The organism is Olsenella porci (genome assembly GCF_009695875.1).
Taxonomy (GTDB): domain Bacteria; phylum Actinomycetota; class Coriobacteriia; order Coriobacteriales; family Atopobiaceae; genus Olsenella_H; species Olsenella_H porci.
Genome location: NZ_VUNC01000001.1, coordinates 146,972 through 165,576, shown reverse-complemented (window position 1 = coordinate 165,576; position 18,605 = coordinate 146,972). Strand labels below are relative to the sequence as shown.

Below are 18,605 nucleotides of genomic sequence, written 5' to 3'. Positions count from 1 at the left end.
GCCAGACACGTCCAGGGGGTCTGACATGTCACGAGAGCACCGTGGGGAGGATGCGGGCGAGAGGGTCACCCGTGACGACGAGAGGGCACGGCGCGTCGCCGGTCTCCTGATGTCATTCTCTGGCTCACGCAGGCCACTCACCTCCGGCGAGATCCGAAATGCCTACTACCCAGAGCTCTCGAGCGAAAGCTTTCGCAGGGCATTCTCCCGAGACCGGGAGGTACTCGCACAGTGCGGCATGGTCATACAAAACGTTGCACAGAGTGGAGAAGACGCTTCGTGGGTCGTCGACGAGCGGCTCTCGTTTGTGCAGCCTTCCGAGCTCCTCCCCGAGGAGGCGCTGACGCTCGACGTAGCCTGCGCCCCATTGGTGACCGACCCAGACTTCCCCTATCGCTCTGACCTGCGCCTCGCGCTTGCAAAGCTCGACCGCCACTTTGGCTCCGCCACGCCCGTATTCGTTGGGGAGGGAGCAGGGGGCGTCGGGACGGTCGCTCGCGAGCTGATGGAGTGCCTGGCGGCACGTATCGCCGTCAGGGTGACCTACGTGGACGCGATGGGGAGGGAGACAAAACGGGTCCTCGCACCCTATGGCTCCTTTGGGCTGCGCGGAAACACCTATCTCGTCGCCGCAAGCAAGGCTTCGAAGGGGAGCGGGTGGGGAGAGGCACACACGTTCCGGCTCGACCGCTTCAAGTCTGCACGCAGGATCGAGGGGCGTTCGTACCAAGTCCCGGGGGACTTCTGCCTAAGGGATTTCCTCAAGCTTCCCTTTCAAGCTGGTCCGATCATCGCGACCTGCTCCTTCTCGTTTCCCACACCACCCAACCAAGAGCTTCGTGAGCAGTTGGAGGGAAGGGGGACATGGGAGGACGACGCCCACGAACGGACCGTCTGGACCGCTGGAGTCTCGGACCTCGGACTCGCCTCTTCGTGGGCGGTGGCGGCGGGGGCCATACCGATTGGCCCCAACACCCTCGTTGACCAGTGGCGCACCCTGCTCGAGGATGCCCTTGCCTCCGCTCGGGACGCTTCAAGCTGCCTCGATGTACTCCCCTCTCAACACCAGCTGCCGTCAGCGGCCTCCCTCAAACGTCGCGCCGCGCGTATGGGGAGAAAGGGAGGAATAGACGAGGCGCGCGAGCTCGCAGCCCTGCTCGGCGCGCTAACGCGCGAGGGGGACCAGGTGTCCGCGGCCTCCGTTGCAGCGCGCCTAGGGTGTGGCATCGCACACGCACGACACCTGCTCATGCTCGTCGCCACAAGCTGGGATGAGGAGGAGCTGAACCTGCCGCTAATGTACGGCGAGGACGACGACACCCTAACGCTCGCATTTGACAGGGGGGTCAAGGGTCGCCCGTTACGATTGAGCCTCTCGGAGACCTATGCCCTCCTTGCCGCCCTCGACTCGATTGGCGTCGGTGACGGGGATCCAATCGTGACGCAGCTCAGGGAGAGCATCGGGGCGGTTGGGCAGCTTTCCCCTCGCAGCAAGGAGCTCGAGCGTGCAATGTCCGCAGAGGCTTCGAACGAGACATACGAGACCTGCGTGCGGGCGATTGCCAACAGAATGTGGCTCTCGTTCTCCTACACAGCCTCCCCTGACAGCCCCTCCACCAGGAAGGTCGCCCCAAGGGGTCTAAGGTCTTCGGAGGGTCGATGGTACCTCGATGGGTTTGACATCGTCCGCAGGGGCGAGAGAACCTTCCGCCTCGATCGCATGAGAGAACCCCGTTGTGAGAAGCCAAAGCAGCAGTCGGCAATCCAATCCCCAAACACTCACGGCGATGCCAAGAGGGTCGTCGTGCGCTTTGCCTCCGAGTCTCTCGCCTACTCGCGCAGCTGGAACGACCTCGCTATCCTCTCCCGCGACGAGGATGGGGGCGTGACCACAAGTCTCCCCTGGTACGGAGGTCAATGGCTTGTAAGGAACCTGGCATCCTGCGGGTCCAACGTCACCGTCGGGGACGACAGGCTGCGGGAGGCAATCGCCAGCTACTGCGACGCCTTGCTTGGACAGGAGAGGTAGCCGCCGCTCGCGTAGGCCGCCCGGACGTCACTCGTGGGACAGGCGCCAGTCTTCGATGTAGCGTCCGATGTCCGCGCGCCCCAGGCGCGAGAAGTCGCTCGTAGGCAGCGAGGAGGTAAACTGCCTCCCATACCTCTTGGTGACAATTCGAGAGTCTGCAAGGACAAGTATTCCGGTGTCGGTCGAGGTCCGTATGAGCCTACCCGCTGCCTGCTTTACCGAGATGACCGCCTCGGGGAGCGAGTGACGCCACCAGGAGCGATCTTCGCGCAGCTCCCTCTCCCTCACGAGCGGGTCGGTCGGGCTAGAGAACGGCAGCTTGGGTATCACGACGCAACGCAGGGTGTCCCCCGTCGCGTCAAACCCCTCCCAAAACGACCGCAGTGCGAGGAGGGAGCAGCTTCTCTCCGCCAAAAAGCCCTCCCTGAGTCTCCTGGGCGAGGTCCCTCTCTCTTGGCACAGCAGGTTGAGCCCCACCTGACGGAGGCGTGGCGCGAGGCCCTGATACACACGTTCCATGTCCCGCCTGTTGGTGAAGAGCGTTAGGACCGATCCCCCCATCGCCCTGTGGATGTCAAACAGGAGGTCCTCGAGCGCGGGCAGGTACTCGCGATCGCCCGGCTGTGGCATGTCCGAGCACACGATGGTCGACATGTTATGGTCGTAGTCAAAGCTCGACCCAAGTTTGACGCACTTGCGCCGCCCTGCCGGCATGGTATCAAGCCCCACGGCGTGCTCAAAGTGCGAGAAATCCTTCCCCACCGCCATCGTCGCCGACGTGAACACAACACTGCGCATCTGCGAGAGCCATCTCTTCCCCACCTCGGCGCCCACGTCAAGCTTCTGGGCAAGGAGCCGTTCGGAGGGGGCGTCCCTCTTGCGGCGAGCAAGCTCGGCGGAGTACACGTACGTCTCGTCCGTGCCATTGGCGATAAGGTCGATGGCATCGCGAGTCTCGGGGACGAACTTTGTCGCGGACGTAAGGTCAGCCGCAAGCTGGGGATTGGTCTCCGCAATTGCCTTGGAGGCCTCCTCGGCATCCTTCGCGGCCTCGTCCAAGCGAGACTTGGCAGCCTCCATGCACTCCAGGAGCGATGCCCACTCGGGCGTCTGGCGCACCTCTTCGTCTATCCACAGCGAGATGTTGTCATACCCTCCGTTCTGCGGGGCGATGACAGCAAGATCGTGAAGAGCGTCAAAGAGCGACTCCATGGAAGTCATGGCACGAGACGTCGCGGCAGCCAGCTTGGTGACAAGCCGCGTAGGGAGAGATGCTCCCTCCACTGGCTCCAGCTGTGCCATCACCTGGTGGATGACGCCCGTCCGCAAGCCTCCGAGCTGCTCGAATCCCCTCCGCACGGCATCACCCGAAACCTCGCGAGCCCACTGGCGTCTCGCCTCGGCCTCAAACCCATGTGCCTCGTCAACCACCCAATGACGAATGGGGGGCAGCAATGCTCCGTCCATGTCGACATCACGAAGGAGAAGCGAGTGGTTGGTGACCACCACGTCACTCTGGGCTGCACGGCGACGGGCGCCATGGATGAGGCACTCGTTGGGAAAGTAGGGACACTTGTTCCTCAGGCACTCGTCCGGCGTCACGGTGAGCATGGAGCGGGGAACAAACCTCCAGCGTATGCCCAGGGCATCGAGATCGCCGTCTGGTGACTGGCAGCAATACGAGAGCGTCACCGCCAAGGCGGTGAGCATCTCGGCCTCGATGGTGTGGGCAGACTTCCCCACTCCGTCCACGAGCGAGACGGGCAGGTCGGCGGAGAAGGACGTCTCCACGCGGTGCAGGCACGGATAGTGGTCGTACCCCTTCAGGCTCGTGAAGCTCACTCCCCCCGTAAGCGCCGCAGAGAGGGCGGGGAGCTCGTGCGAGACGAGCTGATCCGTGAGCGCGTTCGTTTTCGTGGCGACGCCCACAGTGAGGTCGTTCTGCTGCGCAAAGAGCACTTCGGGAATCAGGTATGCGAGCGACTTGCCAACGCCCGTCCCCGCCTCGATAGCGCGAAACGAGCCCTCTGCCAGGGCGTCTCGCACCTCCTGCGCCATCCTCAGCTGATCCGGTCGGCGCTCGAGCCTCCCGTACATCCGCGAGGCGACACCGTCCTCGTCAAAGCATTGGTCGATCAGACGGCTGGAGGGGGCCTTGGGCTCTACGTCAGACTCGGCCACGTCCTCGCGAACATGACCACGACCCTCTTCCACCAGGTCATGGCGGATCTCCTTGAGCGAGAAGGGCTGGTCGTCCCCCTCGCCCAGGGCAAGGTGCGAGATGATGGGGCGATAGGACCACTCGACCTCGGGGTGCATGTCCCCAAGCACCCCGAGGAGCCCCGCCGGCAGGTCGGTTAGCGCGAGCAGGATGATCCTCCACATGCCAGCAAGTGCATCGACGTCGTCGGTCGCGCGATGCGTCACGGAGTCGCATCCAAAGGCATGCGCCAGGTCCGAGAGTCGATGGGTCGAGAGGCGCGGGAGTGCAATTCGCGAGAGGGCGAGGGTATCTATCCACGTGTCAGAGACGCCTGTTCCGCCGGGGACCGACTCGATGAAAGTCCGGTCAAACGTCGCGTTGTGGGCCAGGACCGGCGCGCCCCCGACGAACTCTGCCAAGCTTGCGACCGCTTCCCTGGCTGACGGGGCATCCGCCACGTCGGAATCGCTGATGTTCGTCAGCCTCTGTATCTCGGGGGGAATCGGCTTCGACGGTCTCACAAAGGTCTGGAACCGCTCAATCACCTCGCGGCCACTCAGGCGCGCTGCCGCGATCTCTATGAGTTCGCACCTCTTGAACGAGAGCCCCGTCGTCTCGGTGTCCAGGACGACGATATCCTCCTCCAAGAGGTCAAAGTCACTCTCCCCCGCCCTGGCAGCAAGAGAGAGGTACCGCTCGCGAACCGACTCGGGCGTTCCGGGCAGGATGATGGACTCCAGCGTCACCTCGTTGGTGGCGTCTGGCTCGGTCCCCTTTGTCATGCAGGCAATCCCCTAATCTTCCAGTGCCCACTCCACGAAGCGCTTGCACAGCTCCGGGAACTCTATGCCGGCGTGACGGGCGGAATCGGGAATGAGGCTCCTCTCCGTCATGCCGGGAATGGTGTTGATCTCGAGGATGACGGGCGTGCCGTCCTTCTTGACGATGAAGTCGCTCCTGGAGGTCCCGCGGCAGCCAAGGGCCTTGTGCGCGGCGACGGCGTATTCCTGGGCCTTGCGATATGCCTCCTCGGGGATGCGCGCCGGAATCACGTGGTGCATGGAGCTTGGCTCGTACTTTGCGTTGATGTCATAGAACGGCGAATTGAACACTATTTCGACGATGGGGAGCGCCTGGGGGTCGTCGTTGCCGATGACGGGAACAGTGATTTCGGTCCCCTCGATGCAGGTCTCGAGGAGGACGCGGTCTCCTTGGGCACCGGCCTTCTCTATGGCGTCGTTGAGACCAGAGGCCTCGGTGACCCTCGTCACGCCAAAGCTTGAGCCGTTGGCGGCCGGTTTCACGAAGATGGGGAGCCCCAGACGTGCGACGAGCTCGTCGGCCTGCTCAGAGGTGAGCTTGGTGTCTGGCGCTACGTCGATGCCCTCGGGAACGGGGATGCCAGCTGCCTTGTAGACAGACTTGGCAACCTCCTTCTCCGTCCCAAGCGCGGAAGCCAGGACCCCGGAGAAAGTGTAGGGCATGTGCAAGATCTCTAGCAGGCCCTGGATGCAGCCGTCCTCGCCGTAGTGACCGTGCATGGCGACAAACGCCACGTCGTAACCGCCCTGGGCCAACTTCACCACGAAGTCGGAATCCGCGACGTCAAGAAGCTCGACATCCTTGAACCCTGCCTCCCTGAGCGCGTTGGCGCAGGCAGTTCCGGACTGCATGGAGATGTCCTTCTCATCAGACCAACCGCCCGCAAGAACGGCAACCTTGTTTTGTGTAACGTCAGTCTTGGTCATGCATGGACTCCTTAGCGCGCTGTGGTGGTGCGTTAGACTCGGTTAAATGGGTGCTCTCACCCAGATTCCGAGGATACTCCACTACCGCACCCACCATGGACGAGAGGTAAAAATGCAAGAAGCAATGTCCGACCGCTCCCCAGCCGCCATCAAGAGGCGCGACGTCCACACCGTCTCTCACTCCGAGCTCGTCTCCCTTCTCGAGGAGCTTGGTCAGCCTAAGTTTAGGGCCAAGCAGATCGAAGAGTGGGTATGGGAGAAGAACGTTTCTAATTTTGATGATATGTCTAATCTGCCCAAGGCTCTGAGGGCCACGCTTTCCGAGCACCTCACTCTCGGCGGCGTCGAGGAAGTCGCGCGTCAGCTGTCAAACGACGGCAGTCGCAAGTACCTTCTGCGCTTCCCCGACGGGGTCTGCGTGGAATGCGTAGGAATGCCCTCGCGCAACAAGCTTGCCGTGTGTGCTTCCACCCAGGCAGGCTGCGCCATGGGGTGCGCCTTTTGCGCCACGGGCGCCTCGGGTCTTACCCGCTCCCTCACCTCCGGCGAGATCTACGAGCAGGTCATGCACGTTCGCGACGATTTCAATGCACGTGTTACGAGCGTGGTACTCATGGGGCAGGGCGAGCCTTTCATGAACTATGACGCCACGCTTGGTGCCCTCCGCAAACTCAATTCCCCCGAGGGCGCCGGCATTGGTGCGCGCCACCTTACCGTCTCCACCTGTGGAGTCATCCCAATGATCAAGCGTTTTGCAAACGAACCCGAGCAGTTTACGCTTGCCATCTCGCTTCACTCCGCCGTCCAGAAGACACGTGACATGCTCATGCCGGGGGTCAAGAAGTACTCTCTCCTGCGGCTCTATGACATGATGGGCGAGTACGTTGATAAGACCGGGCGGCGCCCCACGTACGAATACGCCCTCATCAAGGGAGTCAACGACACCGATGCGGAACTTGCTGCCCTCTGTGATTTCTGCAAGGACAACCTTGCGCACGTCAATATCATCCAGCTCAACCATGTGAAGGGCTCCAAGTTCCTCCCCTCCTCCGACGTTCGTGCGCAGGAGTTCGTCCGCAGACTTGGCAATGTTGGTGTTGAGGCAACCATCAGGAACTCGCGTGGGTCTGACATCGACGCCGCGTGCGGACAGCTTAGGCAAAATGTAGAAGCTGGCCTCGTTTAGTATTTCTCAAAGTTGCTTTTGGATCAGGGCCAGAGAACAAGTGTTCCCTGGCCCTGAATCTTTATCTATTCTTTTGGGTTAGAACCCCAGGGAAGCCCATTGTCTAAGGGTCTCTTCCCTGTTGCTCCTCCCTACTTCCTCTTCGGCGTATATGCCCTCTGAGTCATGGAAAACATCCTCTACGTCCATCACTGCCTTCCTGATGCTGCCGACCGTCTTTGAAAGGGAGCTTTTGGCCTCGTCATCCAACAGAAGGACATACGCCATCAGCACAAGAGTGGACGTCGCTCCAAGTAGTAACGCAGGTGTTCGCAAGTTCTTCCTTTTCATAGGGCTATTCTCCCGCGGAGCTTAGTCGCTGGACGAGCCTGACCAGTTCGTCCTCGTCCTTGAACTCAATCTCTATCTTGTTTTTGTTCCTGACCTTCTTAACCTTCACATTAGTATCTAACGCAAGACGGAGCTGTCGTGCTGCCCTCTTGTATGACTGGGGCTGGGGTTCTCTCCTTGGCTTTTCCTCTTCATTTGTGCCAGAAAATAGTGGAGCAAGCTTTTCTGTCTCTCTAACAGAAAGATGCTCATCAACCACCTTATGTGCCAGTCTCAGGCGCCCTTCCTCACCAGCTACAGCGAGAATCGCTCTTGCGTGCCCGGCAGTCAGCTGACCATTTGCCATCATGTCCTGCACTTCGACTGGCAGATCCAACAATCGAAGTGTATTTGCTATCGCTGACCTAGATTTTGAGAGGGCCTTGCCAAGTTCTTCCTGAGTAAACCCATTCTCCTTCAACAGTTTCTGATACCCCTGCGCTTCTTCAATTGGATTCAGATCCGACCTTTGCAGGTTCTCTATCAATGCAAGCTTGAACACCTCCTGATCAGAGATGTCCTTAATGCAAACGGGTACCTCCTCCAAACCGGCCAGCTTTGCAGCCTGATACCTTCTCTCACCAGCCACAATCTCGTATTTCGGACCCTTTTTCCTTACCAATATCGGTTGCAGAATTCCATTCTGGCGAATCGAATCTGCCAACTCATTGAGTGCGTCTTCGTCAAATTTCTTTCTTGGTTGCCCCTTATTCGGGCGTATCTCTTCTATAGGAAGGGTTGTAGCATCCGCATCTATAGCACTTACCTCTGCATCTGCGGTTCCCATAAGGGACTCAAGGCCTTTTCCCAATCCACTCCGCTTAGCCACGACGCACCACTTCCTTTGCGAGGTTCCTATATGCCAAAGCACCCTTATTTACCCTCGAATACATTGTTATTGGTACGCCATGCGACGGGGCCTCCGAGAGTTTCACGCTCCTGGGAATGATTGTCTTAAAGACCTTCTTACCAAAGTACTTTCTCACTTCTTCTACGACTTCCTTTGAAAGCGTTGTCCTAGAGTCATACATCGTCATTACTACACCAAATACATCAAGATCTGGATTCAGCCTCTTCTTAACCATCTTCATCGACTCAAGAAGCTTCGTAAGGCCCTCCAAGGCATAGAACTCACACTGAATTGGAATGAGAAGGGAATCTGCAGCAACCAGTGCATTAATTGTCAAAAGTCCAAGTGACGGCGGACAGTCGATGAACACGTAATCAAAGTCATTTACGATGGGGGAGAGGATATTCTTGAGTACGCTTTCTCTCGCCATTGTCGACACGAGTTCGATTTCTGCGCCCGCGAGCTGGATTGTTGCTGGTATGACAAATACATTTGGCTCGCAGGTATCCAGGACTATTTCCTCAACAGGAAAGTCATGAAGTAGAGCATCGTAAATATCATTCTCAAGTTCGTCTTTCTCGATTCCATATCCAGAAGACGTATTTCCTTGTGGATCAAAGTCAATAACGAGAACCTTCTTTTTTGACTCTCCCAAAGCAGCTGATAGGTTTACTGCCGTTGTCGACTTGCCCACGCCTCCCTTTTGGTTGATTATTGCCATAACATGCGCTGGTTTATCTGGGAAGGCTCTCTTTACATCTTTGAAGCTCATTTCTTCTTACCTCCCGATTTCACGCGATGTTTCACGTGAAACATCCTTCTTGTTCTTTCTTCTGAGTTATATCTTTGACAATTTGTTTCACGTGGAACATATCACCTCAAGATAGGGAGCAATGATGTTTCACGTGGAACACTGCGCGAGAACTATAAGGGCCTATGTTTCGCGGCACCAATTGAACGAGGCAAATGAATCTTTGACTTAGTGACTTTCTCAAAGCATAAGATCTCACGAGACCCAAGCCCCTTAGGTAGTTCGAAAGAAAGTTGATTTGAAATCTCAAAGCCGAGCTTGGGAGCAATATTGATTGCATGTCTAAACTCGTCATTCTGAATTCTGCCTTTTGATGCGACAAGAACACCATGTTGCTTTAAGAGTGGACTCGCATACTCAAGAAGCACGGAAAGCTTATCCATCGCACGGGCAGTCACAACGTCATATGACGCGCGTTGAGAGTTTGCAATAGACTCAACGCGATCACAAAGAACATGAATACGACTGGCAAGGCCAAGCTCATCAACAAATTCAGAAACAGCCTGACACTTCTTTCCCACCGAATCCGCAAGGTCACAGCTCGCATTACTATAGAGAATCCCAAGGGGGATTCCTGGATACCCTGCGCCCGTTCCCATATCAAGCAACCGGAAAGCTTCATCCTCTGCCAGGGGAATTGCGCGAGAAAAAAGGAGCGAATCAAGGATATGAAGAACAAGAGCATCTCTGGGCTTGGTGATGCGCGTGAGGTTGATACTCTCGTTCTTATCGAGGACAAGCTCAAGATGCCTCACCATCAACATAGTCTGTTGTTCAGAGAGTGCAATGTCGTACTGACTCACGATTTCAAAAAGCAAAGGTGATAGGGAATCCAAGCTGTCTTGCATGGTCATTCCTTTGGACAAAAATCTTTGAGTAGGAAGAATCTGACAAAAATAGGGGAGAGGCAGATTGCCTCTCCCCTCACAAGATACCATGTATGACTCAGTCTTACCTCACAGACGTCACCACAACACGCCTCTCGGGCTCCGAACCCTCAGAATGAGTCGTAACCCCTTCATCATCCACAAGGGCAAGATGCACGATACGCCTCTCGTAAGCGTTCATAGGCGGAAGGGCCACTCGACCCTGCGTCTTCGCACGACTCGCCGCAGAGAGTGCAAGGCTCTGCAGCTTCTGCTTGCGGCGACCCTTGTACCCCTCGACATCGATGACAACGGGGTAGTGGAACTTCAAGCGATTACTCATAAATGATGTAATAATCATCTGAAGGGCATCGAGCGTGCGGCCGTGTCGCCCAATTAGAACAGCCAGGTCACCACCATTAACGTCGAGAATCAACTCACCGTCGTCGCCGTCGTACTCGTCGATGGAGACACCATCCTCCCCGAAGTAGGAGAGTATGGCCTTGAGGTAGCCAACGGCAACATCGGCAATCTTGTCAACTTCTTCGTCAGAGAGTTCCTGACCTGCCTCAAAGTGCTCGCGGACGGAAGCGAAGTCGTCCTGCGCCCGGGAAGCCTCGTCCGTCTCTTCTGCCGAGACGATCTTCTCGTCCTCCATGTGAACCTCCAAAGGGAACAGATACCAGGGATGCGGAAACCGATGGGAGCCGTTGGCTCTAGTGCTTCTTCTTGGGGCGCGGCTTGTGCTCCTTGCGAACCACATCGACCTGTACGGGTTGGCTCTTGAGCTTCTCCTCGGTCTCCGCCTTCACCTTATCCATTACCCTCTGCGTGACGACCTTCTGCTGAATGGTCTGCCAAAGGGCAGAGGTCACATAGTAGAGCAGGACGGCGCCAGGGCACGTCCATCCAAACCAGAGCATCATGATGGACATGACAACACCCATGATCAGAGTCTGCTGCCTCTGGTCCTCAGTGGTGTTCTGCAGGTTCATCACCATGGGGATGAACGTCATGACGCCAAACGCGATGTCAAACAGGATGTAGACAAGAGCGCCAGAGAACCCACCAGCAGCCCAGGCACCGGACGCGCTCTGGGAGAGAGAGGGCATGATGTTGAGGAAGTGGGCGGTCTCGGGAACCTTCTTCATGACGGCAAAGAGGGCAAAGAAGACGGGCATTTGGATGAGGAGGGGGAGGCAGCCGCCCAGCGGGTTGAACTTGTTCTCGGCGTAGAACTTGCGCATCTCGTCCGCCTGGCGCTCGGGATCGTTGGCATATCGCTGCTGGATCTCCATGAGCTGCGGCTGAAGCGCCTGCATGCGAGCGCTCGACTGGGTCGACCTCGTCTGCAGGGGCATGACAATCAGTCGCATGATGAATGTGATGACGATAACGGCAAGGCCCCAGTCGCCCGTAAGGGCGGCAAGCTGCGCCAGGATGCCGGTCAGAAAGTTAATAAACCAATCCCACATGGTTCCTCCGGGCTGTTTCTGCTAGGGAACGGGGTCGTAGCCACCCTTGTGAAAGGGGTTGCAGCGAAGCAACCTCTTGAAGGCGAGCCAGCACCCCCTTGCGGCGCCATACTTTTGTATGGCTTGCAGCGCATATTCGGAACAGGTGGGGGAGTAGATGCACGAGGGAGGGGTGAGGGGAGAGATGAATCGGCGATAAAACCGAACGAGGGCGAGACACACCCTCTGTGGGAGTGATTCCCGCCCACGCTCATCACTCATCTCTCACCCCAGACCGAACCAGAAGGGCGGACAGCGCATCGCCCACCTGGCTCGGGGAGCTCTCATGAGTTTGCCTGGTCGCAAAGAGAATGACGTCGTAGCCTGGAACGGGAAGCCCGCACGAGCGCGCCGCCTCTCTGAGGACCCTCTTGCACCTGTTTCTGTACACCGCATTACCCAGTCTCTTAGGTGCAACAAAGGCGACTCTGCCCAAGTCGCCTTCATCACCCTTGAGAGCTGTGACGCGGACGAGCCTGTGACTGGCCCGTTTTCCGCTGGAGAAGACCCTCTCAAACTCCGCTTTGGATTTGATGGTCTTCATGGGGTCTTAGACGGTAAGACGCTTGCGACCCTTGGCGCGGCGGCGAGAAAGGACGGCGCGGCCGTTCTTGGTTGCCATGCGAGCACGGAAGCCGTGGGTCTTTGCGCGCTTCCTCTTGTTGGGCTGATACGTGCGCTTCATGACGAAATCCTCCTGGATGTAAACGTAGAACCTATAGCGTCAAGCCCCAAGATTGTAGGGGTGGTAGCCCTCAAATGTCAATTTTTTCCATGGTGGGACGCACAATTCACCCATTGAACGCTTTTCCCTGGGTGCATCCAGCCCGCGATTAGCCACCGGATGGAGCGACAGAGGGCATGCGTTCGCATTTCATGCGGAATGGAAAGCGTGAATGAAAACCTGTAAGATTACATTCCAACTGGGAAAACATAGGCGATTTTGACCTTTTTCTTTCGTCATATTCGTAAACCGTGTCCCCAGTTATCAACATTTGTTCATCGCTTGTTGAAAACTTTCTTTCTCGTTTTCATTCACGACGGAAGTTTTCATCCATTGATGAACAACGGTCGAAAACCCAAGGGGGAGCGCAGACGATGCAGGAGTCGTTCTATCCGTTCGTCGACAATCAGGGCGGCGAGCCGACACAGAACGAGGACGGAGACAACGGGCTCGAGGTAAGGTACCCCGCCCGCGTCGCCGTCTATGACGACGCAGCCGCCGCGCCGCGCGTCGTGGTGATCCAGCCCCAGGACGTGCGCTCTTACCTTGAGGAGATAACCGCCACCGTTGTCAGGCTCGCAAAGGAGCAGGGTGGATCCATCCCCTTCATGGTGATAAGGGAAGTTGTCGAGAACTTCATCCACGCCTACTTCATACAGCCGACCATCTCGATTCTCGACGGGGGAGACACCATCCGATTCTCGGACAAGGGTCCCGGAATCAGGGAGAAGGCTCGCGCGCTGGAGTACGGCACGTCCTCCGCAACCGAGGAGATGCGCAAGTATATCCGTGGCGTCGGCTCGGGTCTGCCCTATGCCCAGCAATACATGGAGGACAAGGGTGGCTCCCTCACCATCGAGGACAACATCTCGGGCGGAACCGTGGTGACCATATCAACCAGGTCAGTTCAGGGTCAGGACGGGGGAGAGGCGCCGGGAGCGCAACCATGGCCGCTCCAGCCGGCGGGACAGCAGTGGCCAGGAGCAACAAACATGCAGTCCTACGCCGCACAGTCACCCTGGCAGCAACCTCCCGCAGCGTCCTATCCACCGGCCGGCTATCCACAGCCAAATTACGCGACGCAGGTGCCGTGGCCCCAGCAGCCGACGGCTTATGGACAGGGCTGGCAGCAGCAGATGCCAGCGGCATACCAGGCGCCCTATCAGGTACAGGTCTCCCCCACGCAGCCCTACCAACCACAGGGCGCACGGGCGACGATGGCGGCCCAGGGTCCACAGGGCGCTCAAATGGATACGCCGCAGATGCCAGTCGTGGCACTCACGGATCGCGGGTGGCAGGTTCTCTCATACCTCAGAGACCACGACTCGGTGGGCCCAACCGACCTCGCGAGAAGCCTCGGCGGTTCACAGCCAACCTGGTCGCGCGAGCTTCAGACGCTCGAGCAGGACGGGCTTCTTATCAAACGCAGGGGCGAGCAGAAGAGGTGCCTCACCGAACTTGGCAAGGCGTATCTCGCCAGAATCTAGGCCACGCGGGCAGCTTCGCCAGGCACGGGCATTCGAACCCTCCCCCGCAGGCGAGTTTTCATCATATAATGTCAGGGACTTTTCGACATTTCAACGCCAAGACACGGGTGACCAATGGACCCAAGCCAGGAATCAGACGCCTCCCTCCTGTGGAATGACACGCTGGGACTGCTCCGCCAAGGCGGAATGCCCCCTGCGACACTCACAATGCTCGAGAGCTGCCGCCCCATCTCGTTCGACGGTTCGAGCCTTCACGTTGGCACCGCTCTCTCGTTTGTCCAGCGCAGGGTGTCACAGCAGGCGGGGACCATAGAGGGATGCCTTGAACAGGCAGCATTCCAGCCGGTAACTCTGGTGGTGGACCTCGTCCAGGACACGGACACCACCCCGGTCGAGACGGGCGCCCGCATATCCAGCGAGGAGGCCAAGAGGATCCGTGAGGACGAGGCGGAGCGAACCGGGGAAAGAGAGGCGGAGACGAGGGAGCCGGCTGCGGCGCCCGTGGGCAAGCGGGGCGACAGCGAGACCCCAGGCTTTGACAACGATCCCGAAATCGCAGACTCCAAGCTAACCTTTGACCGCTTTGTGGCTGGCGAGGAGAACATGCTCGCCTACGAGGCGGCAAAGCAGGTCGCAAACGGCGAGAACAGCCGCTTCAACCCACTCTTCATCTATGGCAAGAGCGGACTCGGCAAGACCCACCTGCTCAGGGCCATCCAAAACTACATCATCAGCAACGACCCCTCGAGGCTCTGCGTCTACAGGACGGCGGCTGAGTTCATCGAGGAGTACCGCATAGCCTGGAACGACCCACAGCTCAGCGCGAGGAGCGCCCTCTCTCGGCGCTATCAGAACGTAGACGTGCTGATTATCGACGACATCCAGAACATGCGCACCGCAGCGGGCAGCATCCGCTTCTTCTTCGAGACGTTCAACGCGCTGATGGACCACGGCAAGCAGATCGTGTGTGCCGCGGACCGCTCGCCCTCGCAGCTTGGGATGGGCGACAGCAAGTTCGATGAGCGCGAAACGAGCCGAATGGACTCGGGAGTAACCGTGAGCGTGCAGGTACCCGACTACGAGCTCAAACTCAACCTCATCAACGCCTTCTACGATCGCATGAGGCAGGACGCCGAGCGCGAGCACGTGCCCAACATCTGCGGGACAATCTCGCTCGAGAACAGAAAGCTCATGGCCGAGCGCGCTGGCACCAACATCAGGGTGATAGAGGGCTTCGTCCACACCTGCCTGATCAACGCCTACCGCAAGGAACAGAAGGGCGAGTCCCTCACACGCGAGGACATCATCAAGTACGCCGACGCCAAGTGGCCCACGGGCCAGAGGGTCATCACCGTGGAGCAGATCCAGAAGGCGGTGGAGAAGTTCTACGACGTGTCCCACACCGACCTCGTCGGCTCAAAGCGCAACAAGGAGCTCATGGAGCCACGGCATGTTGCCATCTGGCTCACAAGGGAGCTCACCGACAACACGCTGGCAGACATAGGCAAGCACTTTGGCGGGCGCAGCCACGCCACGGTGAAGCACAGCATCGCATGGGTCGACAAGAGCAAGAAGGAGGACAGGATCTTCCAAGACCGCGTCCAGACCCTGCACGACAGCATCACCGATGCCAGCTAGGGTCTTGTCGACGGCGCGGTGCAAAGCATGTAGAAAAGTGTTGATAAGTTGGCAGAGGATGGTGAAAGAGTTTTCTACAAGATTAGGCGTTGTTGGAAGCGTTGACGGGACGGACACGTTCTCGTACGGATGACGGTATCGTCTACCTGCGCAGGCGCATTAATGTCAACATTTCGACAACGACTATTACTACTAATATCTCTTTATCTATATATAAGTACTAATACTCTTAGCCACGTACTCGAAGGGACAACCATGAAGTTCTCTGTTAGCCAATCCTCGCTCGCGCAGGCACTCTCCGTCGTGGCAAAGGGCATGGCGACGAACTCCACCCTTCCCATCCTCTCGGGCATCTACATCAAGGCGGAGGACGGCGTCCTCGAGTTCCAGACCACCAACCTCAACATCTCGATTCGCCACAAGATCCAGGCGAACGTAGAGGAGGACGGCACCACGGTCGTCTCGGGCAAGATCCTCTCCAACATTGTCAAGACGTTGCCCGATGCGGCAGTCACCTTCGAGGGCTCTGGGCACGTGATGTCCATCTCCTGTGACAAGAGCAGTTTCCGGCTCAACACGCTGGAGCCTTCCGACTTCCCGGAGTTCCCCGAGTTCGCCCTCTCCCGTGCCATCGAGCTACCCAGCTCGCTCCTCTCCGATATGGTCGACAAGGTTTACAAGGTGACCTCCAAGGACACGTCCAGGCCGATTCTGCAGGGGATCTTGCTTTCGGTGGAGGAGAACACCATCCGTCTCGTTGCGACCGACTCCTACCGCCTGGCGGTGTGTGACTCAAATACCGAGACCTCATCGTCCGACGAGGCGTTTGTGACCATCGTCCCCGGAACCACCTTCCACGACGTGCTGGGTCTCCCGTCCATGACCGAGACGATCCTCATCGGTACCACCGACAGCCAGGTCGTCTTCGTGTTTGGCAACACCACCTACATCTCGAGGAAGATCGACGGCACCTTCCCCAACTACCGTCAGCTCCTTCCCCCCAGCTGCTCGACCTCAGTCAAGATTGACGTCGAGCAGTTTGCGGCGGCGTTGCGCCGAGTCTCGGTCATCGCCCTCGCCAACCCCTCCGTGCGCTTTGACGTCGACGCCGACGGTGGCGTCATGAAGCTCTCGGCCAGCTCTCCCGACCAGGGCGAGTCGACCGAGCTCCTGCCCGTGGAGGTGGAGGGCGAGAGCATGTCCATCGCCCTCAACTACCACTACGTGTTCGACTGCGTCAACGCGGCGGGGAGCGAGAAGGAGGTCACGCTGGAGCTCCAGAGCACCATGCAGCCGGCGATCTTCAAGTCCTACGCCCAGATCAACTACCTCTATCTGCTGATGCCTGTAAGGATGTAGGGGCCTTGGGACTCGTCGTCACCAGCCTGGGGCTCAGGAACTGGCGCAACTTCTCAGAGAGGCACCTCGACCTCTCCCCGACGATGACCGTGCTGTGCGGGAGCAACGCAGTGGGCAAGACAAACACGGTCGAGGCCCTGCAGATGCTCACTGCGGGGACGTCGTTCCGCAAGCCCAAGCCAAGCCAGCTCGTTCGCGAGGACTGCGACTCGGCGAGGATTTCGGCGCGCATGGAGGGCGACGGGCGTGTGGTGGACGTTGCCTGCGTGGTGGAGCCTGGGAAGCGCCGGTTCGAGCGCAACGGCAAGCGGTGTCACGCCTCGGACATGCCGCAGACGCTTATGTCGGTCCTCTTCAACCCCGATGACCTGAGCTTCGTCAAGCGCGGTGCCTCCTACCGCCGCGACGAGCTCGATGGCTTCGGGCGGCAGGCTAACCATGGGTACGCAAAGCTCCTCTCGGCATACGGTCGAGCCATCGAGCAGCGCAACAGGCTCCTCAAGGAGGGCCATCCGGACCTCTCGCTGTTGGACGCCTGGGACGCCTCGGTTGCGCTGGGTGGTGCCACGCTCCTCTCGGCGAGGGTCAGGCTCTTCGAGCGCCTGCGCGGGCACATATCCGCTATCTACGGGCAGATCTCGGACGGCGAGCGCCTTGAGTGCACCTACCAGTGCTCCCTGGGCTCCGACGTCCTCGGGCTCTCCCGCGATCAGATTGCCGACGCATTCCTATCCCGCCTTGGCGAAGTCAGGGGAGAGGAGCTTCGCCGCGGGCAGACGCTCATCGGACCGCAGCGTGACGACATCGCGTTCACCATTGACGGGCGCGACGCCCGCGCCTTCGGCTCGCAGGGCCAGCAGAGGTCCATCGTCCTCGCCTGGAAGATGGCGGAGGTCGAGTTGGCACGCGAGGTGGTGGGGGAGCAGCCGCTCCTCCTCCTCGACGACGTGATGAGTGAGCTCGACGCCCACCGGCGCGCGAGCATGACGCGATTCGTCCAGTCGGGGATCCAGACGGTGGTCACGACGACCAACCTGGGGTACTTTCCCGATGACCTCCTCGAGGGTGCCAAGGTGGTGGAGATAGGTGGGTAGGGGAAACCTGCGCTACCTCCCTGGCTCCGGCCGTCGCCGACCCGTGGGGCCGGATGGGGTGCCCCTCGACCTCAGGAGCGAGTCCTCGGAGGACCTCTCGTCGGTCCTCGACGAGATGATGGGGCGCGGAGCGTGGGCTCGGCTCGGCAGGAACCGGCGAGCGGCGATGGCCTGGTTCAAGGCGAATGGTGACGTCGAGAGACGCCACACGTCGGGCGTGTACCTCAAACGCGCCGCATCGTCCGGCCTTCCGCCCGTCCTCGTCGTGTACGTCGACTCCCACGCCCGCCTCACCGACTTCATGGCAAATCGCGAGATCTACCTGGTGAGGCTTGCGGCGGTCGGGTTCGAGGTGTCGGGGGTGGAGTTCAGGCTGTCTCGCGAGCCGGTCCCGGAGGCCCCGTCGTCCCAGCAGGCCACCTCAAGACCCGCGGAGGTCGTGCTGCCTCCTCTCTCGGATGACGAACGGAGGCGGGCGTCCGAGCTCACTGCGGACCTGCCCGAGCCCCTCAGGCAGAGGGTTCGCCGCGCCATGGAACTCTCGATGCGTCGCGAGAAGCTTGACAACACGTCAAAGTGACAATGTGGCCTAATATCGGCATCTGAGCGCCTCAGGAGAGAAATCGGCCCAAAGAATGCGTGGTGATTCTCCTGAGCCTGGGGTAATGGGACAACCCGCGAACCATCCTGACGTATCATGAGAAGGCTGATGAGTCTGGGGAGGATA

The 18,605-nt window shown here is 59.0% G+C and carries 18 protein-coding genes; 7 read left to right on the top strand and 11 right to left on the bottom strand.

The genetic code is table 11. The annotated features are described in order from the left end of the window. Positions 1 to 25: 25 nt before the first annotated feature. Positions 26 to 2,029, top strand: a complete 2,004-nt coding sequence (locus FYJ68_RS00770; RefSeq protein ID WP_195837663.1) for a helix-turn-helix transcriptional regulator — start codon at positions 26 to 28, stop codon at positions 2,027 to 2,029. Positions 2,030 to 2,056: 27 nt separating this feature from the next. Here the strand turns inward: FYJ68_RS00770 and FYJ68_RS00765 are convergent, their stop codons facing one another. Both FYJ68_RS00765 and FYJ68_RS00760 read right to left on the bottom strand, forming a co-directional pair. Beyond that, a complete protein-coding gene (locus FYJ68_RS00765; RefSeq protein WP_154433423.1) occupies positions 2,057 to 5,014 on the bottom strand; it encodes a helicase C-terminal domain-containing protein in 2,958 nt (985 codons plus the stop codon). A gap of 12 nt (positions 5,015 to 5,026) precedes the next feature. Continuing rightward, entirely contained in the window at positions 5,027 to 5,980 is a 954-nt protein-coding gene (locus tag FYJ68_RS00760; RefSeq protein ID WP_154433422.1) for a D-alanine--D-alanine ligase family protein, read from the bottom strand. Between the two features lie 112 nt (positions 5,981 to 6,092). Here FYJ68_RS00760 and rlmN point away from each other — a divergent pair, with 112 nt between their 5' ends. Beyond that, positions 6,093 to 7,166, top strand: coding sequence for a 23S rRNA (adenine(2503)-C(2))-methyltransferase RlmN (gene rlmN, locus FYJ68_RS00755; protein WP_154433421.1), 1,074 nt, complete (start codon positions 6,093 to 6,095; stop codon positions 7,164 to 7,166). 78 nt (positions 7,167 to 7,244) lie between these two features. On the opposite strand, the gene FYJ68_RS00750 is transcribed toward rlmN, so the two are convergent. From FYJ68_RS00750 to rpmH, 9 genes are all read right to left on the bottom strand, one after another. Then, entirely contained in the window at positions 7,245 to 7,496 is a 252-nt protein-coding gene (locus tag FYJ68_RS00750; RefSeq protein WP_154433420.1) for a hypothetical protein, read from the bottom strand. A 4-nt stretch (positions 7,497 to 7,500) separates the two neighbouring features. Then, positions 7,501 to 8,364, bottom strand: a complete 864-nt coding sequence (locus FYJ68_RS00745; RefSeq protein ID WP_326832140.1) for a ParB/RepB/Spo0J family partition protein — start codon at positions 8,362 to 8,364, stop codon at positions 7,501 to 7,503. Continuing rightward, positions 8,357 to 9,157, bottom strand: a complete 801-nt coding sequence (locus tag FYJ68_RS00740) for a ParA family protein (protein WP_154433419.1) — start codon at positions 9,155 to 9,157, stop codon at positions 8,357 to 8,359. Before FYJ68_RS00740 ends, FYJ68_RS00745 begins: the two co-directional genes overlap by 8 nt. A 152-nt stretch (positions 9,158 to 9,309) precedes the next feature. After that, a complete protein-coding gene (gene rsmG / locus FYJ68_RS00735; RefSeq protein ID WP_195837662.1) occupies positions 9,310 to 10,044 on the bottom strand; it encodes a 16S rRNA (guanine(527)-N(7))-methyltransferase RsmG in 735 nt (244 codons plus the stop codon). Between the two features lie 103 nt (positions 10,045 to 10,147). Continuing rightward, positions 10,148 to 10,720, bottom strand: a complete 573-nt coding sequence (locus FYJ68_RS00730) for a Jag family protein (RefSeq protein WP_154433417.1) — start codon at positions 10,718 to 10,720, stop codon at positions 10,148 to 10,150. Positions 10,721 to 10,778: 58 nt separating this feature from the next. Next, positions 10,779 to 11,537 (bottom strand): YidC/Oxa1 family membrane protein insertase, encoded by a 759-nt coding sequence (locus tag FYJ68_RS00725; RefSeq protein ID WP_154433416.1) that lies wholly within the window; start codon positions 11,535 to 11,537, stop codon positions 10,779 to 10,781. 21 nt (positions 11,538 to 11,558) lie between these two features. Continuing rightward, positions 11,559 to 11,798: a membrane protein insertion efficiency factor YidD gene (gene yidD / locus FYJ68_RS00720; RefSeq protein WP_154433415.1), complete on the bottom strand. Its 240-nt coding sequence runs from the start codon at positions 11,796 to 11,798 to the stop codon at positions 11,559 to 11,561. Next, positions 11,791 to 12,120 (bottom strand): ribonuclease P protein component, encoded by a 330-nt coding sequence (rnpA, locus tag FYJ68_RS00715; RefSeq protein WP_154433414.1) that lies wholly within the window; start codon positions 12,118 to 12,120, stop codon positions 11,791 to 11,793. The genes yidD and rnpA overlap by 8 nt, the downstream gene beginning before the upstream one ends. A gap of 6 nt (positions 12,121 to 12,126) precedes the next feature. Continuing rightward, complete coding sequence (rpmH, locus tag FYJ68_RS00710; RefSeq protein ID WP_154433413.1) at positions 12,127 to 12,261, bottom strand: 50S ribosomal protein L34; 135 nt, start codon at positions 12,259 to 12,261, stop codon at positions 12,127 to 12,129. 413 nt (positions 12,262 to 12,674) lie between these two features. On the opposite strand from rpmH, the gene FYJ68_RS00705 reads away from it, so the two are divergent. From FYJ68_RS00705 to FYJ68_RS00685, 5 genes are all read left to right on the top strand, one after another. Next, the gene (locus FYJ68_RS00705) at positions 12,675 to 13,787 is read left to right on the top strand and encodes an ATP-binding protein (protein WP_154433412.1); all 1,113 of its coding nucleotides are present in this window, start codon (positions 12,675 to 12,677) and stop codon (positions 13,785 to 13,787) included. 207 nt (positions 13,788 to 13,994) lie between these two features. Further along, on the top strand, positions 13,995 to 15,425 hold the full coding sequence (locus FYJ68_RS00700) for a chromosomal replication initiator protein DnaA (protein WP_229771929.1): 1,431 nt from the start codon (positions 13,995 to 13,997) through the stop codon (positions 15,423 to 15,425). Positions 15,426 to 15,680: 255 nt separating this feature from the next. Continuing rightward, entirely contained in the window at positions 15,681 to 16,784 is a 1,104-nt protein-coding gene (gene dnaN, locus FYJ68_RS00695) for a DNA polymerase III subunit beta (protein ID WP_154433410.1), read from the top strand. Between the two features lie 5 nt (positions 16,785 to 16,789). Continuing rightward, the gene (recF, locus tag FYJ68_RS00690) at positions 16,790 to 17,878 is read left to right on the top strand and encodes a DNA replication/repair protein RecF (protein ID WP_154433409.1); all 1,089 of its coding nucleotides are present in this window, start codon (positions 16,790 to 16,792) and stop codon (positions 17,876 to 17,878) included. Further along, entirely contained in the window at positions 17,871 to 18,458 is a 588-nt protein-coding gene (locus FYJ68_RS00685; RefSeq protein ID WP_154433408.1) for a hypothetical protein, read from the top strand. Before recF ends, FYJ68_RS00685 begins: the two co-directional genes overlap by 8 nt. The last annotated feature ends 147 nt before the right edge of the window (positions 18,459 to 18,605 follow it).

Excerpts from the sequence above, each read along its gene's own strand:
- FYJ68_RS00750 (WP_154433420.1), bottom strand. The coding sequence starts at position 7,496 with ATGAAAAGGAAGAACTTGCGAACACCTGCGTTACTACTTGGAGCGACG.
- FYJ68_RS00740 (WP_154433419.1), bottom strand. The coding sequence starts at position 9,157 with ATGAGCTTCAAAGATGTAAAGAGAGCCTTCCCAGATAAACCAGCGCAT.
- FYJ68_RS00725 (WP_154433416.1), bottom strand. The coding sequence starts at position 11,537 with ATGTGGGATTGGTTTATTAACTTTCTGACCGGCATCCTGGCGCAGCTT.
- dnaN (WP_154433410.1), top strand. The coding sequence starts at position 15,681 with ATGAAGTTCTCTGTTAGCCAATCCTCGCTCGCGCAGGCACTCTCCGTC.
- FYJ68_RS00705 (WP_154433412.1), top strand. The coding sequence starts at position 12,675 with ATGCAGGAGTCGTTCTATCCGTTCGTCGACAATCAGGGCGGCGAGCCG.
- FYJ68_RS00700 (WP_229771929.1), top strand. The coding sequence starts at position 13,995 with ATGCTCGAGAGCTGCCGCCCCATCTCGTTCGACGGTTCGAGCCTTCAC.
- FYJ68_RS00765 (WP_154433423.1), bottom strand. The coding sequence starts at position 5,014 with ATGACAAAGGGGACCGAGCCAGACGCCACCAACGAGGTGACGCTGGAG.
- FYJ68_RS00770 (WP_195837663.1), top strand. The coding sequence starts at position 26 with ATGTCACGAGAGCACCGTGGGGAGGATGCGGGCGAGAGGGTCACCCGT.
- rsmG (WP_195837662.1), bottom strand. The coding sequence starts at position 10,044 with ATGCAAGACAGCTTGGATTCCCTATCACCTTTGCTTTTTGAAATCGTG.
- yidD (WP_154433415.1), bottom strand. The coding sequence starts at position 11,798 with ATGAGTGATGAGCGTGGGCGGGAATCACTCCCACAGAGGGTGTGTCTC.
- FYJ68_RS00760 (WP_154433422.1), bottom strand. The coding sequence starts at position 5,980 with ATGACCAAGACTGACGTTACACAAAACAAGGTTGCCGTTCTTGCGGGC.
- rpmH (WP_154433413.1), bottom strand. The coding sequence starts at position 12,261 with ATGAAGCGCACGTATCAGCCCAACAAGAGGAAGCGCGCAAAGACCCAC.
- rlmN (WP_154433421.1), top strand. The coding sequence starts at position 6,093 with ATGCAAGAAGCAATGTCCGACCGCTCCCCAGCCGCCATCAAGAGGCGC.
- rnpA (WP_154433414.1), bottom strand. The coding sequence starts at position 12,120 with ATGAAGACCATCAAATCCAAAGCGGAGTTTGAGAGGGTCTTCTCCAGC.
- FYJ68_RS00730 (WP_154433417.1), bottom strand. The coding sequence starts at position 10,720 with ATGGAGGACGAGAAGATCGTCTCGGCAGAAGAGACGGACGAGGCTTCC.